This window comes from Natrinema sp. LN54 (assembly GCF_052439245.1).
GTDB classification, from domain to species: domain Archaea; phylum Halobacteriota; class Halobacteria; order Halobacteriales; family Natrialbaceae; genus Natrinema; species Natrinema versiforme_A.
The window spans coordinates 161,273-178,007 of record NZ_JBQVRP010000004.1; the positions used below are offsets into that span (position 1 = coordinate 161,273).

Below are 16,735 nucleotides of genomic sequence, written 5' to 3' on the forward strand. Positions count from 1 at the left end.
ACGGAGATGGGAATGGGAACCGGAGACGGATGAGAGACGCCGGTGACAATCCGGCTATCCGGCTTACTTCGGGGGTTCGTTGACGGCGTCCTGTCGGGACAGCAGCGCTCGTCCGCGGTCGCGGAGCGTGACCGTTTCCGTCTCGGTTTCGTAATCGACCACGTCCGCGTTGGCTAACTTCGGTATGTGCGTGTGGTGCAGCGAGATGCGGACGGCCCGGCGATCCCTCGCTGAGACGTCGCCGTGGTCCGAAATCGCGTTCGGTTCCGCACCCGCCTCCTGCGCTGCGATCTCTACTGCCAGCTCCGTGAGCGCGGCGGAGCCGTCGGTCTCGGCGAGGTACTTCAACACCGCGCGACGGCGGCGATCCGCCAACAGGTCCATCGCCGTATCCACGGCGTCGGACTCCGTCTCGCCGAACGCGGTGAGACTCTCGGGCGAACTCAGTAGTGGGATCATACATCGGATACGCGCCGGACCGTATATATGCGACGTGTGAGTCCGATCGAAACACTCGCCGAGTGTCCCCGGACGAAGCGGGGGCGGGGACGGAGTCCATCGCACCGGCTCGCTGGTCGGAAACGGCGGAAACCGCCGATCAGGCTCAGGCGAGGTCGGCGACGGCTTCCATCGTCGTCCGCTTGTCCGCCTCGGTCATGCCGTCGACGAAGCCGACCCGAACGGCGTCGACGCCCTCGATCTGGCCGTAGTCGCGGACCCACTCGCGGACCTCCTCGGGAGTGCCCGCGGGGGCCAGTTCGTCGAGTACGTCGTCGGGCAGGGCGTCAGCCATCGCGTCCGTGTCCCGGTCGTCCCACGCGGCCCGGATCTCCTCGACCACGTCGGGGTAGCCCTGTTCGGCGACCGAATCGCCGTAGTAGGGGCCGTAGGCCCCGAGCATGAACGCGATCGTGCCGCGAGCCTTCGCGCGCGCTTCCTCGCGGTCCTCGCTCGCGACGCCGCGAACGATCGGCGCGACCCGCAGGTCCGAGAGCTCCTTCCCGCCGAGTTCGGCACCGCGTTCCAGGTCCTCGAGTCGCTCCCGCAGACCGTCTTTCGTAAACAGTTGGGGTGCCCAGCCGTCGCCGAAGCGGCCGGCCATCTCGGTGGCTTTGGGGCCGAGGGTACCGACATCGATCGGCGGCGGGTTCTCCGAGGGCCCGCGCTCGTACCCCAGCCCGGGGATCTCGAAGATATCGCCCTCGTAGGAGGGGTTGCCCTCCTCGTAGACGTTGTGCATGATCTCGATCACTTCGCGGGTGCGCCGGAGCGGGCGGTCGAACGCCTGGCCGTGCCAGCGCTCGGTGATCGCGGGCGAACTCGGGCCGATGCCGAACCGGAACCGGCCGTCCGCGGCGGCTTGCATCGTGAGCGCGGTCTGGGCGAGCATCGACGGCGTCCGGCCGTACGGCGAGATGACGTCGTTGGAGATGCCCAGTTCCTCCGTGCGGTCGGCCGCCAGCGTCAGCGGCGGGACGATGTTCCAGCCGGTCGTCTCGCCGACCGTGAGCCGGTCGAAGCCCAGTTCTTCGGCCTGCACGGCGCGCTCGGCGACCTCCTGTGGCCGGTCGTAGTCACCGAGGCGCACCAACAGATCCAGTTCGGCGGTCACAGTGCTCCCCTCCGCGATCGCCCTCGAGTCGCGCGGCAAACCATCATCATCATCATTGACAGCGTTATGCACTCACATAAAATTGGACCGTTTCCGTCCGTCCGAGCGAACGGCCTCCACACTGACGGTCCCTCGTTGCTCGAGGTCGCTGTACACGATCGCCGGGTTACCTCGCGGTGGGCGTTCCCACGCCGGCGGTAGACTCGTCGACAGCCGAACGGCGGTGGCGACGCTCGCATTCGATCGTACCGGGCCCGAAACCGGAACATTATTTTTTACTAACAGTAAATCCCCTATCCATGTCGGTCTCGAATTCGGACGTCGACGATCGCGTATTCAAAGTCATCGGCGGCGGATCGGCGGTGATGAACGCCGTCGCGTTCACCGCCGTAGGTATGATCGCGCTGGACAGTATCGTCTACGGCGCGATCGCGGGCGTCTTCGCGGGCGCTGGGGCGTCGCTGTTCCTCCCGTGGTTCCTTCGCTTTACCGCCGCCCAGAACGAGGCGAGCGAGGAGGGAGGCGTCTCCGACGCCGCCAGTCGCGCGGGCGGCAGCGCGCGAACTGGCGTGGTCGGCCTCGGACTCGAACTCGGCGGCATCGGAATGCTCGCCGCCGGGTTCGCCCTCGGCGAGCCGGATCCAGTCTTCGGGATTCTCGTCGCCCTCGCGGTCGCAGTCGTCGTTTCGCTCGCGGCGGCTGTCGTATTCGACTGAGCGACGCGAGCAGCGGTCGGCGACCCGTTCCGTACTACCACACCCCGCGTTCAGCGCGCGAGCCAGTGGGAAACGTTGATGCTGCCAGTGACTAACGTGGCCATATGACACACGACTGTTCGTTCCTCGAGGCCCTCGACCTCGCGGACGATCAGGTCTCGTTCGCCGCCGGTCGACTGGAATCCCACGCCACCGATTTCGGGACGGAGCGAACCGAAGGCGGCACGCTCCCGGACGCCGTCGTCTGGCCCGAGCGCACGGCCGACGTGTCGGCGGTCCTCGCAGCCGCGACCGACCGCGGCGTCCCGGTGACCCCCTACGCCGCGGGCACGGGACTCGAGGGAAACGCCGTGCCGGCCCACGGGGGAATCAGCCTCGATCTCACGCGCATGGACGACGTAGTCGACTACCGGCCCGACGACTTCCAGATCGACGTCGGCCCGGGGATCATCGGCTCGGACGTCGACGAGTACGTCGCCGGCGACGGCCTGTTCTTCCCGCCGCTGCCCTCCTCGGGCGACATCTCGACGATCGGCGGGATGATCGCGACGGACGCCAGCGGCATGAAGACGGTCCGGTACGGCGAAATCGCCGACTGGGTGCTCGGCCTCGAGGCGGTGCTCGCCGACGGCACCGTCATCGAGACGGGCTCGCGAGCGAGCAAGACCTCGAGCGGCTACAACCTGACCGATCTCATCGTCGGCAGCGAGGGCACGCTGGCGGTGGTCACCGAGGCGACGCTGGAACTCGCGGGCCGCCCCGAGCAGATCCGCGGCGGCCGGGCGATCTTCGAGACCCTCGACGACGCCGCCGAGGCGGTCTTCGACGCGGTCCGGACCGACATCGACGTCGCCCGGATCGAACTCGTCGACGGGCTGAGCGCGACGATGGCGAACGACTACCTCGGCAGCGACCTGCCCGACGCGCCGATGGTCTTCCTCGAGTTCCACGCCAACCACGGCGTCGACGAGGAGATCGACCTCTGCCGGTCGATCTTCGAGGACCGCGACGTCGTCCGCTTCGAGATGAGCGACGACGACGCCGAAATGGAAACACTCTGGCAAGCGCGCCGGGAGATGGCCTACGCCGTCTCGACGTACGATCCCGACCTCGAGCCGCTCCACCCCGGTGACGTGACGGTCCCGATCAGTTCCTACCCCGAGGTCGTCCGCGAGACGAAACGGCTCGCCGACGACTGCGATCTCCTCGTCCCCTGCTACGGCCACGCGGGCGACGGCAACCTCCACTACGGCGTGCTCGCCGACCCCGACGACCCCGAACAGGTCGAGCGCGGCGAGGCCCTGTACCGGGACATCGTCGAACTCGCGATCGAACTGGGCGGGACCGCGACGGGCGAACACGGTATCGGCGAGGGGAAACAGCAGTACCTCGAGCCCGAACACGGCGCCGGCGCGGTCGAGACCATGCGGGCGATCAAGCGGGCGCTCGATCCGACCGACACGCTCAATCCGGGGAAGATTTTCCCCGAGACGGCCGACGGCGAGCGGGTTCGGGGCCTCGAGCGCTGAGCGGCCGGTCGAACCCGCGGCTTCGCTCGCTGCCGACGGCGAGCGACGCGGGCGACGGCGTACGCGAGTGCGACCGAGACACAGTCTTTATTGCCGAACGCGGAATCTGTCGGAAGTAGCTGCCGTTTCGTCGCTCCGAGCCGTTCGCAGTGAGTAATTGATACGTATGATAGGTCGGATTCGCGTCGACGTTCGATCCAGTTGTAGCCTCGTCGGAACGGTGTTGAAGTATCTCTCGCTGACGCTCCTGTTTCCGACGGTCGTCGCGCTGTACTACCGGGAGTCCCCGCTGCCGTTCCTCGTCGCACTCGCCGTCGCAGTCGCCGTCGGCACGGGACTCGAGGCGCTCGAGTCTGACCCCGAACTCGAGCACCGCGAGGCGTTTCTGATGGTCGCGCTGACGTGGCTCGTCGTGCCGGCCATCGGAATGATTCCGTATCTCGTCGCCGGCACGGGGACGATTGCCGATCCAGTTAACGCGCTGTTCGAGAGCGTGAGCGGCTTTACGACCACCGGCGCGACGGTCATGGGCGAGATTTCCGTCGACACCCACTCCCGATCCGTGCTGATGTGGCGACAAGTCACCCAGTGGCTCGGCGGGATGGGAATCCTCGTGCTCATGGTCGCGATCCTCTCGGAGCTCTCCGTGGGCGGCACGCAGCTCATCCGGGAGGAAGCGCCGGGGGTGCAAGTCGAGAAGCTCACGCCGCGGATCAAGCAGACGGCGCGGGCGCTCTGGCTGCTCTACGCGTGGTTTACCCTCGCCGCCGTAGTCGTCTACTACGGCCTCAACCTCGTCGGGCTGGCTCCGAACATGACGTTTTACAACGCCGTCGCCCACGCGCTTACGAGCCTGCCGACCGGCGGATTCTCGCCGGAAGGGCGCAGCATCGAGGCCTTCGAACCGATCGTCCAGTGGGCGGTCATGCCGTTCATGGTCATCGCCGGGACGAACTTCGCGCTCTACTGGTACGCGTGGCGCGGCCGGCCCGAGCGCCTGACCGGCAACGCCGAGTTTCGGTCGTACCTGCTGTCGATGGGGATCGTCGGGGGCCTCCTCTCCTTGCTGTTGTTCCTCGGCGTCGGCCTCGCGACCGTCCCCGACGGCGTCGCCGCGATCCCGGGCAGCCTCGAGCGCTCGCTTCGCCACGGGCTCTTCCAGACGCTCGCGATCGTGACCACGACCGGCTACGCCAGCATGGACTTCAATACGTGGAGCGAGTCGGCGCAGGCAATCTTGCTCTTCGCGATGTTTCTGGGCGGCTCCGCGGGCTCTGCGGCCGGCTCGATCAAGATCGTCCGCTGGTACGTCGTCGGGAAATCCATCCGGCGCGAACTGTTCAGGACGATCCATCCCCAAGCCGTCCGTCCGGTTCGAATGGGCGGGACCGGGGACATCGTCGACGAGGAGACGATCCACAGCATCTTCGTCTTCATGGCGCTCTTTCTGACGCTGTTCGTCGTCTCGACGGTAGTGCTGTTCCTCGACGCACACCGCACCCCCGGCCTCTCGCTGTCGGCGCTCGAGGCGACGAGCGCCACGATCGCGACGCTCGGAAACGTCGGCCCGGGCGTCGGCGTCGTCGGGCCGATGAACAGCTATGAGCCGTTCTCCGATGCCGCGAAGCTGTACATGGTCTTTCTCATGTGGATCGGCCGGCTGGAGATCCTCTCCGTGCTGGTCATCCTGACGCCGGCGTACTGGCGGTCGTAGCGCCGATTACTCGCGGTCGGCGGCGGGAGTCGCCGACGGCCGGTCCGTCATCTCCGGCGTCGACTCGGAAACCTCGACGCCGGTGATCTCGAACCTCGCGCCGCCTGTCGCGGCCTCGGTCGCCGTCACGGACCAGCCGTGGTCGGCGCAGATGTCCGCGACGATCGAGAGCCCGAGCCCCGTCCCGTGTTCGCTCGTCGTGTACCCCGCCTCGAAGACCGCCGCCGGATCGCCCTCGAACCCGGTCCCCGAGTCGGCGACGTAGAACCCGTCCTCGAGTGTCCCGACCGTGACTGTGATCAGCGTCTCGTCGCAGGTCTCGCTTCCGTCCGATCGCACGTCTCGAGCCGGCGATCCGTGGTCGACCGCGTTTCGAAACAGGTTCTCGAGCAACTGTCTGAGCTGTGTCCGGTCCGCGTCGACCGTTCGCTTATCGTCGATCGAGAGGGTCGCCCCACCCGTTTCCACCGTCGACCACGCTTCGGTCGCGACGTCGCCGAGCCCGATCGGTCGCATCTCGAGTGCGGCTCGCCCCTCCCGGGCGAGCGCGAGGACGTCGTCGATCAGCCGTTCCATCCACTCGTGGGCGTCCGCGATCGTTTCGACGTGCTCCGGATCGTACTCCTCCTCGAGGAGTTCGAGATATCCCTTCGAGACCGAAAGCGGGTTCCGCAGGTCGTGGCTGACGACGCTCGCGAACTCGTCTAACTTGCGATTCTTCCGCTCGAGTTCGCGTTCCCGACGGACCCGTTCGGTCACGTCGTGGACGATGACGGTCCAGCCGATCGGGCGGCCGCGGCCGTCGTCGATCGGCGCGGTCGAGAGTTCGTAGTAGGACCGATCGCCGCCGTCCGCGAGCGAGAACTGGGCGACATCGTCGCCGGTCTCGTCGGTCAACTCCTCGCTGCGTTCGGGACGGTCGGACGCGTCGATCGTCGCCTCGAAATCGACCGGCAGGACGGCGTCGACCGGCTCGCCGACGAGTTCGTCGCGGCCGAAGCGGGAGCGTGCAATCGGGTTGGTGTCGACGATCCGCCGGTTCGAGTCGACGACGAGGACGCCGTCCTCGAGGTTCGCAACGACCTCGTTTCGGGCGATCGGCGTGATCTCGAGGAGCCGATATCGGTAGAGCCCGACGGTGAACGCGAGGCCGGTGACCGTCAAGCCGATCGGCGTCGCGCCGATGATCTCGAGCGACGACGACGCGACGACGGCCGTCGTCCACGGGACCGCGACCGCGATCAGGACGGCGACACCCTGCCAGCGGTGGAGGCGGTTGCTCCGGACGACGAGTTCCAAGACGATAATCGCAGTGGCCGCGAGACAGAGCGTCGCGTACCCGAGGTGGGTAAACAGCCCGATTTCCGGCGTCGCGGTGACGACGGTCGCCGGCTGCCCCCACGGGATATCCAGCGCGACCGTCGCCTCGACCGGCGCGCCCCACAGCAGCCGCATCCGGTCGTTTGTCGCCAACAGGCCGACCATGACGGCCGGCTCGATCGCGAGCAGTCCCAGCCGACGACGGGTGAGCCACCGATCCCTGCCCGTGTACTCGAGCGCGAACACGAGAAACAGCGTCGGGATGACGGCGGCAGACAGCCACTGCAGGTCCGCCCAGCGCGCCTTCCAGAGGAACGTCGCCGATTCGATCTCGAGGACGTGTGCGCCCAGCCAGAGCGCGACGCTCGCCATGAGCGCGGTCAGAGGAACCGAGCCGGCGGCTGGACGCGACCGCGCCGCCGCGACTGCGGTGCCGACGGCGACGACCAACGAGAGCAAGAGGACGACGCTGTAGGGGTTGATCACCCATCCCATCCGTGAATACGCTTTCTGCGGCGAGGATATCCAAGTGTCTACCGGCCGCGCGGCGGCGAATCAGGGCCGGATCGACGACCGGAGTCGCGGAGTGGGCGGCGGCGTCTCAGTCGTGGACCAACACGTCGAGCACGTCGGGGCCGTCGCGCTCGAGGGCGTCCTCGAGACTGCCTTCGATCCCGTCGGGCGTTTCGATGCGTTCGGCGCGCGCGCCGTGGCTCTCGGCGTTTTTGACGAGGTCGACGGCGGGATCGAAGTCCATGCCGACGAAGTCGTAGTCGTCTTCCTCGCCGCCCATGATTTTGAGCGTGTTGTCCTTCAGGATGCGGTAGTTGCGGTTGTCGGAGATGACGACGGTGAGATCCAGATCGTAGCGGGCGGCGCTGTAGATCGAGTGCGGGTAGTACTGGTAGGAGCCGTCACCGATGAAGCCGACCACGTCGCGCGGGTCGTCCAGTTGCGCTTCGGCGACGGCGGCACCGACCGACGCCGGGAGCCCGTAGCCGAGGCCGCCGCCCTTGTTCGACGTGTACTGCTCGGGCGCGAGATCCCACCGCACCAGCATGGCGTACTTCGAGGTGACGCCCTCGTCGACGATGGCGGCGTCGCCCGCTACCCGCTCCATGGCGTCGACCAGTTCGGCCTTCGAGGAGCGTGGATCGTCCGCCTCGTCGCCCTCGCCGTAGCCGGCCATCTGGGCCTCGACCGTCTCTTTGACCTCGGCGACGACCTCGAGCCGATCGGCCACGGTATCGTCCGAGAGCCGCTGCTGGACGCGCTCGGTGAGGCCCTGCAGGACGAGTCCCGGATCGCCGATCACGGCTGCGTCGGCGGGCTGGTTCTTGCCGACCTGCCAGCTGTCGTCGCTCAGGTGGATGCAGGTCGTGTCGGAATCGACCAGTGCCTCCTCGTGACGGGTCAGCGTCGTGTTCGTCGAACAGCCCGCGAAGACGATCGTATCGGTGTCCATCAACATCGACGCCAAGCCCTCGCTGGTCGGGAGGTGGGACACCCACTGGTCGTGGTCCGTCGGGAAGTCCACCTCCGAGGAGAGGATCTCGCCGTGGACGCGGGCCCCCGTCGCCTCCGCGAGTTCGACCGCCGCGGCGACGGCGTCGGCGCCCGAGCGAGCGACGTGATCGCCGACGACCAGCACCGGTTCGTCGGCCTCGGCCAGCAGGTCGGCAGCGCGCTCGACCTGGGCGGGATCGCCGCTGCCGGCGTTGGGAATCGGGCCGAGCCGTTCCGGTTCGGCGTCGGTTTCGGCGAGCATCACGTCGAGGGGAAGCCCGAGGAAGACCGGACCGGTCGGCGGCGTCATCGCGACTCGGAACGCCCGCCGGAGCATCGTCGGCAGCGCCGAGACATCGAGCACCTCGTCGGACCACTTGCAGAACTGCTCTGCCATGTCGACCAGATCGCCCGAGAGGATCGGCTCCTCGTGGCGGAAGTCGGTGCTGTGATTGCCCGCGGTCACGACCAGCGGCGCGCCGGCGATCTTGGCCGCGTAGAGGTTACCCAGTCCGTGGGCCAACCCTGGCGCGATGTGGAGGTTCGCCACGCCGACCGGCGTGATCGAGTCGTCGTGATGGGCGTGGTACCGCCGGCGCTGGGCGTAGCCGCCCGCCATCCCGACCGCGATGTCCTCGTGGAGCCCGAGCCGGTACTCGAGGTCGCTCTCGCCGATCGCGTCGACGATCGGCAGTTCGGTCGTCCCCGGGTTGCCGAAGACGTAGTCGACGCCGTAGGATTCCAGAGCGTCAGTGAAGAGATCCGCACCGGTGTATCCATCCGTCATGCACCCTCGTGGCACGGCACAGCACATCAAATTGTGTGTTTCGGAAGCCCCCGGCTCGGTTCCGCGACCCGTTCCAGCGCGTGCGGCCCCGGCCCGGGTATTATACAGCAGTTCGTTGTCACTCGAGGCATGCGCCTCGCGAGAGACGGGACGGGTGTCGGCGCGACGGCTCGAGCGCTCCGGTCGCAGGTCCATCCCGTTTTCATGACGCCGCCGCTGGCCGCGTCGCTGTTCGGGGCGATCCTCGCGGGAAGCGTCGATCCGCTGCTCGCCGCGGTCCACGTCCTCGCGATGTTCGCGGCGGTCTACACGGCCCACGTGAAAGACGGCTACGTCGATTTTCACATCCGCGGCGAGGACGACGACCATCCGCTGACCGCGAGCGGCTGTCGAGTCGCACTCGCCCTGTCGACGGCGGCGTTCGCGCTGTGCTGTGTCGCTCTCGGGGTGCTCGTCGGTCCGTTCGCGGTCGCGCTGGTCCTCCCGACGTGGCTGATCGCCTACCACCACGCGCCACAGCTCGACATGAACCCCGTGACGGCGACGACGGGCTACCCGCTCGGCATCGCCCTGTCCGTACTCGGGGGATTCTACGTGCAGGCCGGGACGATCACCGCCGTGCCGCTCGGCTTCGCCGTGGTCTTTCTCGCGCTCCTCTCGGGGATCAAGGTGATCGACGACGCGCAGGACTACGATTACGACCGGTCGATCCGGAAGCGGACCGTCGCGGTGGCGGTCGGCCCCGACCGCGCCTACGGCGTCGCCTACGGGCTGATGGCCGTCGCGTTAGTCGCCGTCGTCGGCTTCGCTATCGCACGCATCTTCCCCCTGACGGCGCTGCTCGCGGCCGCCGCGTTCGCCGCGGTCGCCGCGATCTCGCGGCGGGCCGACCCCGAACTCGCGACCATGTTGCTCATCCGCGGCTCCTACGTCTTCCTCGCCGTGCTCGTGGCCGCCGTTCGATTCGATCCGCTCGCCGCGCTCGTGTGAATGCGAGTGTGAGTTCGTCGACCGCCGCCGAAAACCCGAGCCGACCTTACAGCGATTCCCGGAAGCCACACCGCGGACAGTACATGCTCCCCGCTTTGACGAGCGTGTAGCTCTCGTTACAGCGGCCGCACGGACAGCCCACCGAGACACCTACCTCGGTCCCGAGCGCGGCGACCGTGTTCTTCAACAGCCGTTGCTGGCGCTCGGCCGCCTCGAGTCGCTCGCTCAGGGCGGCCAACTGCGCCGGGATCGTTCGATCGCGTCGGGGCTGTGAAACGCGGGACGGATGGGGTGCCATGAGCCGTCTACGTCGCCAGCGACGAAAAGCACATCTCCACCCGACAGCGGCCGTGAAACTACGAAATTCCGTCGGATAGGTCCGGGCCGAGCCGTCGCTGACCGCGGAGTGGTCTGCCGATCGAGCGCTCGAGCGGCCCGCCGCCGCTCGCTATTCGGCCTCGGCCTCCGCCGACCCCTCGGAGACGTTCGGCGGTTTCCAGTCCAGCTTGACGGTCACCGTCTCGCGGTTCCCGCGCAGGATCGACGATCGCTCGCGGACGCCGACCTCGTAGGCGATCGACTCCGACGGCCGCAGATCGACCGTCTTGTTCCCCGTTCGAACCGTCGCCGGTCCCTCCCCCTCGAGTTCGTCGGCCAGCTCACGGAGGTGTTCGGCGGCCTCTTTGCGCGTTACTTTGTCCGCGGCGAGTGTCTTATCCACCATGGGACGACCTACCACGAGGCCCGGAATAAATCGTCCCCCTAACGACGTTATGCTGGCGGAGAACGGCTGTCAGACCAGTTTAGCCGTGTGATCTTCGATCGGTCGATAGTTTCATACCACCTGATCTGTCCGTTCTCTCAGGAGGCGGTCGAAACGATCTTGATCACGTCGCCCTCCTCGAGTTCGTACTCCTCGCCGATTTCCCGGTTCGACTTGGCATTAACAGCGTGGAGGTAGCCGTCGCCGATGTCGGAGTGGACGCTGTAGGCGAGGTCGACGGGTGTCGAGCCGTCGGGCAGCAGGAAGGCGTCGGGGAGGACGTTGCCGCTCCCGTCGGACCACTTCGAGGCGTCCTCGACCGGGTAGGCGGTGAGGTGATCGAGCAGGTCGTAGACCGCGTGATCGAGCGCCGTCTGGACGCCCGTGCCGCCCCACTCGGCCATCGTGTCCGCGAGGCCCTCGAGGGCCTCGCGCTGGGCGTCGTTGACGTCGTCGCCGATGTCGATCGTTTCGTCGCCGGGGTCGTACTCGATGAGGCCGTTGTCGGCGGCCCGGCGGAGCGCGAGTTCGCCCTCCGCGGTGGTCGGGATGACGGGCTTGTCCAGCTCGAGCAGGCGCTCGACGTTCTCCTCGGGGGCGACGTCGATCTTGTTCGCCGCGACGACGATCGGTTTGGTCCGCTGGCGAACATCGCGTGCGAGCGCCTCGCGGTGTTCGTCCTCCCACTGGATGGGGTCGTCGGGGTAGTCGAGATCCCGGAGGACGATCGCGATCTGTTTCGGGGACGCGCCGAAGCCGGAGAGCATGTCCGCCAGCGCGTCGTCGATGTCGAAATCGGGTGACCGGGACTTGCGCTCGACTGACTCCCAGTTGTTCTCGACGATGCCGGCCAGCCAGAGGTCCATCTCCTCCTCGATGAAGTCGATGTCCTCGAGCGGGTCGTGGTCGCCGATATCGACGGGCTCGCCCTTCTCGTTCGTGCCGCCGGAGGCGTCGACGACGTTGACGATCACGTCCGCGTTCGTGAGTTCGTCGAGGAACTGGTTGCCCAGTCCCTTCCCCTCGTGAGCGCCGGGGACGAGCCCCGCCACGTCGAGCAGTTCGATCGGGACGTAGCGCTTGCCGTCCTCGCAGTTGTCCGCGTTACAGCGTTCGTCGCGCTCGAGGCAGGGACAGTCGGTCCGGACGTAGCTCACCCCGCGGTTGGCGTCGATCGTCGTGAACGGATAGTTGGCGACGTCTACCTCCGCCATCGTCGCCGCCGTGTAGAACGTTGACTTGCCGGCGTTCGGTTTCCCGGCAAGTGCGATCGAAAGCATGCCTTTCGGTAGCGCCGTCCGGAGGAATTGTCTTTCGATTCGACCGACCTCGCCGACCGCACGACCCGCTCGAGCGGCCGGCAGTCCCCCGAGCGCTATCTCGTCCCCGGTTCGAACGACTCGAGCAGCGTCGCCGCTTCGCGGACGCCCTCTTCGAAGACGGCGTGGTCGGACGCCGAGACGCGATCGGTGTGTGGGTTCCAGTCGACGGCTCGAATCTCCGCTAACTCGGGCAGCGTCGCGTGTCGCAGCCCGATCGCGACGGCGTCGGCCGAGTCGTCCACGTGATACGAGACGGCGCGGGCGAGGGCGTCGACCGATCGCTCCGCGCCGTCCCACTCGTGGTACAGGATCGCGAGGACGATGCGGGCGCGCTCGCGCCGGAGGACGTCGAGGACCGTCTCGGCCGTCGACGGAACGGCCGTGACGGCGTCGACGCCGGGATCCCGCGCCGGCGTCGGCGACTCGAGCGGGTCATGCGAGCCGACGGGATCGGCCGAGATATCGCGGACGGACGCCTCGAACGCGTCGGGGAGGGTACCGTCGACCGCAGTCCGTTCGGACGGTTCCACGGGTCGTGCCGGAGCGCCGGTCCGCCCACGCGGATCGACGTCGGTCCAGAGCGGGGTCGTCGTCTCAGGTGTCGCCGGCACGTCGCGCCCCGACTCGAGCGCGGGCGACGGGAGCGCAGTGGTCGTCGTCGATTCGCTTGACGCGGTGGCCGTCGCCGTCGCGTCGGACGGGGCGACCGGTGCCGGCAGCTCGACACCGGCCGCTCTCGGCGGTCCGCTCGAGCCGATCGACTCGTCCGGCAGTTCCCGGACGGCGCTCACGAAGCCGGTCGCACCGCCGACGCCGGCCAGCGTCGTCGTCAGCCCCAGCGGGTCACGGACCGCACTGCTCTCGAGGGTGACGTATCCCGTCAGCCAGAGCGCGAGCGCGCAGGCGAGGACGATCCCGACCGACACCTGCGTCGCGGCCCGCCAGCGATCGGCCGACGAGACGTTTCGATCGGCCAGCCAGTAGCCGCCGGTGGCCAGCCCGGTCGGGACGAGCAACGAGACGAACAGTTCGAACGCGACGACCGGTCGGGCGGCCGGCGTGCCGAGCGTCTGGACGATGCCGGCGACCGAGAGAACGAGTCCCATCCCGACGATGGCCGCGGTCGATTCCCCCCAGCCCTCGGGCTCGAACCCGACGGGGGTCACGTAGCGCATACCCGTCCGTTTCAGGGACGGTCACATAAATCGAACTGTCAACTCAGAGTTCGACAGCCATCATCACCTCGTCGACGTAGTGGCCGTTGAGTTTGTAGTGATCCTCGCGGATCGCCTCGGTCTCCCAGTCGTGTTCCTCGAGGAAGGCGATCGCCTCCTCGTTGGTCGAGGGCACGCTCTGGTAGACCTTCTCGTAGCGGTTCGAGCCGGCCCACTCGAGGCCCCGCGAGAGGAGATGCGAGCCGATGCCGTGGCCGCGGTAGTCTTCGAGGACGCCGACGGTGAGTTCGGCGGTGTGGCTCAACTTCTCTAACTCCGGCGCGTGGAGGTGGACCCAGCCGATGACCTCGTCCTCGACCGTGGCGACGAAGAACATCCGCGACTGGAGTTCGTTGTGCCGGAGCAAAGCGTTCTCGTGGTCGATCTCGTCGGCGACGCTCTCGGCCTCGATGTACGTCTTCTCCTCTGCGACCTGCCGGATCGCGCCGACGATCCCCGCCAGATCCTCCTGTCGTGCCGGCCGGATGTGGAACTCGAGGTCCTCGGAAACGTACTCCTCTTCGGCACCCGCGTCGATCGTGACTCGCAGTTTGCCGTCGGCTTCCTCGAGCCGACCGTCACGTTTGAGGATCGCGATGTGATGGCGGAATCCGCTCGGATCGAGATCGAGTCGCTCCCGGGTTTCCTCGGGGTCGACCGCACCGTGGCGCTCGACGTACTCGTAGATCCCTTTGCGGTCCGCGTGACCGAACTCGAGCGTCTCAGTCGATTCCATGATATACGATACCACCCAACAATACTTAGTCCTTGGCCGGTCCAATGCCTCGTCGCAACTGGCCCGTCTTCCCCGTCGTCCCGGTGCGACGCTCCGGAATCTCCCGGTGGGACGTTCGGAATCGCCCTTAAGGCGACAACTGGTACAGGCGGAGGGCCTTCCGCAGGTAGTTCTTCGGCTGAGTACGCGAGGTGAACGCCGCCCGATCGATGTCGGCAGTGGGCATCTCGCGTCGCAATGATCGGATCGAACGTGGTGGTTGCTGGCTGCGCGCTCGCCGTCGCGGTAGCGGTCGGACTGGTGGCCCACGAGTGGATGCACGCGGCGGTCCTTCGACTGGCACGCGTCGAGTACTCCGTCTCCTATTTCCCCGGCCGTCCCGACGGGATCATCGCGCTCCTGACGACCCGTCCGTGGGCCGCCGTCTACCCCCGTCCGACCGGCGGCGAACCGCCCTGGACGCTCCGCCTCGCGGCGCTCGCGCCGTTCCTCCTCGCGATTCCCGTCTTCGGGCTCGCTGCCGCCGGCTACGTGACGACCGACACGCCGGTCGTCGCCGCGGCGGCCATCGGCTGGCTCGCCTGTGCGCTCCCGAGCCCACAGGACTTTTCGGTCGCCTTTCACGCCCATCGGCTCCTCGAGCGGTCCGCCGAGCCGAACGCGGCAGCCCCTTCCCGCGCCGACTGACGGTCGTCGTTTGGCTGCCGCTCGGACGAGACCCTGATTCGACGAGTGAGGACTGCGGACCGAGAACCGACCTACCGGCGGTACGCGTCGGTCGACCACGCGTGTGCGCCCGTGACGACCGCAAACGAGCCGAGAACGATCCCCGCGCCGACGAGCCCGGGGATCGGAACGAGCCCCGTCGCGATCGCGCCGACCAAGAGCATACAGAGAGCGACTGTCCCGACGTACCGCCGGAGCCACAGCTCGGACGAGCCGGTTCCCCGAGACGGCTCGAGATACGACTCGAGCTGTGCCGTCAGCGGCGTCGCCTCGACCCAGCCGCGGTCCTTGTCGTAGTCGACGATCCCGTGGTTGTCGAGTTTCGGCAGGTGGGACTGGTACAGTGAGATATAGACGCGCTGGCGTTCGCTGGAATTGAGCTGTTCGACGGTCGTCTCTTGCTCCCACGCGGCGACCTGCTCGGCGAGTTCGCGCAACCGGACCGGGCCGTCTGCCGCGCGGAGATAGCGGAGCACGTCTCGACGGCGCTTCGTCTGGAGGAGGTGGTAGATATCGTCCAGCGAGAGGTCCGACGGGGCGTCGCCTGTATCGGACGCTCGAGGCGATACGTCGACGCCGTCCGTCCGGCTGCGTCCGATCACTTCAACTCTCGCCTGACTGTATTCCCGACCAACAGATAAAACTAGGCACTGGTTCGGCCGAGGTTCGACCGATCGCAAAAAGCCGATTTCGGGCCGTGAGACGGCCCGTCGGTGGTCCGATTGGGACGCGGCCACACAGCCACGAATGACCGCGAATCGGTATCTGAGCACGGGTGATCCACCGGCGCTCGCAGCGACGTCGGATGCGTCGGGCGGTCGGCACCACGCCGACATCATATTATTGGGCTGTCCAGTAATAAAGCTATCTGTTGGCCCAAATAGCTCCAATCGCGAGTGATATTGTGGACATGGGAATTAAAATTGGCAAGTCATTAGATGGACGACCACTACGGTATTGGTGTAGGGGAGGGTGGGGGAGCGGTAGAGCGATAGTGCGGAGTACCGGTGAATTCCATCAGGCGCGTGACTCGAGCCGACGAGCGGCGGTCGGCTCAGGGATCGATCTCCATCGGCGCGGTCCGATCGGACAGTTCCGCGCTGACGAGGGCGGCGTGGCTCCGCCGGAGCCGTTCCGAGAGCGCCTGATGTGAGACATCTAACTCCGCGGCCAACTCCTTGAGCGTCACCCCTCTCGGAACGTCGAAATAGCCGAGTTCGTGGGCCTTGTGAATCGTCTCGTACTGCGTCTCGGTCAGGGGCGTCCGTGCGCTCTCGAGGTCGTCCACCCCGCTGATTCGGGTGACATCGGCCCCGAACTCGTACTGCTCGAGGAGCTCGTGACACGCCGAGACCGAGTCCCGATCGTGAAAGAGCAGTTTCACCGCCCACTGGCCCTCGTGGCCCCTGGCCGTCAGGATCGCCCCGTCGTTTTCGGTGACGATCTCCTCGAACAGTTTCACGCCGTCTCCGAACTCGAGGCGGAACAGCCAGCGGTCGCTCCGGCTGATGTCGGTCCCGTTGTCCGCCGAAGACTCCCCGCTGTCGTCGGCCACGCTCGCGATCACGTCGACCGACGGATCCGCCTCGAGTGCCCGGTAAACGGTGTCACGGTCCGAGCCGCTCGTCCAGACGAGCGGTGGCGAGCCACCGATCATTCCGCCGACCTGAAACTCGAACGTCGGCGCTCGATCGAACGTGCGAGCGAATCCGAGTCGGTCGGCCGGAATCCCGAGTTCGACGACTGTGGTCATCACCGAAGTCCACCACAGAGACGTATAGACGGATTTGGTTTCCGGTA

At 67.2% G+C, this 16,735-nt stretch carries 16 protein-coding genes; 5 read left to right on the forward strand and 11 right to left on the reverse strand.

Features of this window, described 5'->3' with window-relative positions; translation table 11 throughout:
- Positions 1 to 63: 63 nt before the first annotated feature.
- Both ACT4ML_RS13215 and ACT4ML_RS13220 read right to left on the reverse strand, forming a co-directional pair.
- Positions 64 to 459: a DUF7344 domain-containing protein gene (locus ACT4ML_RS13215; RefSeq protein ID WP_444721292.1), complete on the reverse strand. Its 396-nt coding sequence runs from the start codon at positions 457 to 459 to the stop codon at positions 64 to 66.
- Between the two features lie 145 nt (positions 460 to 604).
- Entirely contained in the window at positions 605 to 1,612 is a 1,008-nt protein-coding gene (locus ACT4ML_RS13220; protein ID WP_444721293.1) for a TIGR04024 family LLM class F420-dependent oxidoreductase, read from the reverse strand.
- A gap of 299 nt (positions 1,613 to 1,911) precedes the next feature.
- Between ACT4ML_RS13220 and ACT4ML_RS13225 the strand changes: the two genes are divergently transcribed.
- The 3 genes from ACT4ML_RS13225 to ACT4ML_RS13235 all read left to right on the forward strand — a co-directional run bounded on the left by ACT4ML_RS13225 (position 1,912) and on the right by ACT4ML_RS13235 (position 5,571).
- Positions 1,912 to 2,328 (forward strand): hypothetical protein, encoded by a 417-nt coding sequence (locus ACT4ML_RS13225; protein WP_444721294.1) that lies wholly within the window; start codon positions 1,912 to 1,914, stop codon positions 2,326 to 2,328.
- A 104-nt stretch (positions 2,329 to 2,432) separates the two neighbouring features.
- Complete coding sequence (locus ACT4ML_RS13230; RefSeq protein WP_444721295.1) at positions 2,433 to 3,857, forward strand: FAD-binding oxidoreductase; 1,425 nt, start codon at positions 2,433 to 2,435, stop codon at positions 3,855 to 3,857.
- 166 nt (positions 3,858 to 4,023) lie between these two features.
- The gene (locus ACT4ML_RS13235) at positions 4,024 to 5,571 is read left to right on the forward strand and encodes a TrkH family potassium uptake protein (protein ID WP_444721296.1); all 1,548 of its coding nucleotides are present in this window, start codon (positions 4,024 to 4,026) and stop codon (positions 5,569 to 5,571) included.
- A gap of 6 nt (positions 5,572 to 5,577) precedes the next feature.
- Here ACT4ML_RS13235 and ACT4ML_RS13240 read toward each other — a convergent pair whose 3' ends face one another.
- Positions 5,578 to 7,386, reverse strand: a complete 1,809-nt coding sequence (locus tag ACT4ML_RS13240) for a histidine kinase N-terminal 7TM domain-containing protein (protein ID WP_444721297.1) — start codon at positions 7,384 to 7,386, stop codon at positions 5,578 to 5,580.
- Between the two features lie 106 nt (positions 7,387 to 7,492).
- Positions 7,493 to 9,184 carry a thiamine pyrophosphate-binding protein gene (locus ACT4ML_RS13245; protein ID WP_444721298.1) on the reverse strand — a complete coding sequence of 564 codons (1,692 nt, stop codon included), beginning with the start codon at positions 9,182 to 9,184 and terminating at the stop codon, positions 7,493 to 7,495.
- Positions 9,185 to 9,313: 129 nt separating this feature from the next.
- Here ACT4ML_RS13245 and ACT4ML_RS13250 point away from each other — a divergent pair, with 129 nt between their 5' ends.
- Entirely contained in the window at positions 9,314 to 10,174 is an 861-nt protein-coding gene (locus ACT4ML_RS13250; RefSeq protein WP_444721299.1) for a UbiA family prenyltransferase, read from the forward strand.
- 46 nt (positions 10,175 to 10,220) lie between these two features.
- Here the strand turns inward: ACT4ML_RS13250 and ACT4ML_RS13255 are convergent, their stop codons facing one another.
- The 5 genes from ACT4ML_RS13255 to ACT4ML_RS13275 form a co-directional block, all read right to left on the reverse strand.
- Positions 10,221 to 10,472 carry a hypothetical protein gene (locus ACT4ML_RS13255; RefSeq protein WP_175416389.1) on the reverse strand — a complete coding sequence of 84 codons (252 nt, stop codon included), beginning with the start codon at positions 10,470 to 10,472 and terminating at the stop codon, positions 10,221 to 10,223.
- Between the two features lie 150 nt (positions 10,473 to 10,622).
- Entirely contained in the window at positions 10,623 to 10,898 is a 276-nt protein-coding gene (locus ACT4ML_RS13260) for an amphi-Trp domain-containing protein (RefSeq protein ID WP_444721300.1), read from the reverse strand.
- A 137-nt stretch (positions 10,899 to 11,035) separates the two neighbouring features.
- Positions 11,036 to 12,217: a redox-regulated ATPase YchF gene (locus ACT4ML_RS13265; RefSeq protein ID WP_444721301.1), complete on the reverse strand. Its 1,182-nt coding sequence runs from the start codon at positions 12,215 to 12,217 to the stop codon at positions 11,036 to 11,038.
- 95 nt (positions 12,218 to 12,312) lie between these two features.
- The gene (locus ACT4ML_RS13270) at positions 12,313 to 13,434 is read right to left on the reverse strand and encodes a hypothetical protein (RefSeq protein WP_444721302.1); all 1,122 of its coding nucleotides are present in this window, start codon (positions 13,432 to 13,434) and stop codon (positions 12,313 to 12,315) included.
- A 43-nt stretch (positions 13,435 to 13,477) separates the two neighbouring features.
- Entirely contained in the window at positions 13,478 to 14,209 is a 732-nt protein-coding gene (locus ACT4ML_RS13275) for a GNAT family N-acetyltransferase (protein ID WP_444721303.1), read from the reverse strand.
- Between the two features lie 237 nt (positions 14,210 to 14,446).
- Here ACT4ML_RS13275 and ACT4ML_RS13280 point away from each other — a divergent pair, with 237 nt between their 5' ends.
- Positions 14,447 to 14,896 (forward strand): hypothetical protein, encoded by a 450-nt coding sequence (locus tag ACT4ML_RS13280; protein ID WP_138245010.1) that lies wholly within the window; start codon positions 14,447 to 14,449, stop codon positions 14,894 to 14,896.
- Positions 14,897 to 14,967: 71 nt separating this feature from the next.
- Here ACT4ML_RS13280 and ACT4ML_RS13285 read toward each other — a convergent pair whose 3' ends face one another.
- Both ACT4ML_RS13285 and ACT4ML_RS13290 read right to left on the reverse strand, forming a co-directional pair.
- Positions 14,968 to 15,537: a DUF7344 domain-containing protein gene (locus tag ACT4ML_RS13285; RefSeq protein ID WP_444721304.1), complete on the reverse strand. Its 570-nt coding sequence runs from the start codon at positions 15,535 to 15,537 to the stop codon at positions 14,968 to 14,970.
- Between the two features lie 452 nt (positions 15,538 to 15,989).
- Entirely contained in the window at positions 15,990 to 16,688 is a 699-nt protein-coding gene (locus ACT4ML_RS13290; RefSeq protein WP_444721305.1) for a helix-turn-helix domain-containing protein, read from the reverse strand.
- Positions 16,689 to 16,735: the final 47 nt, after the last annotated feature.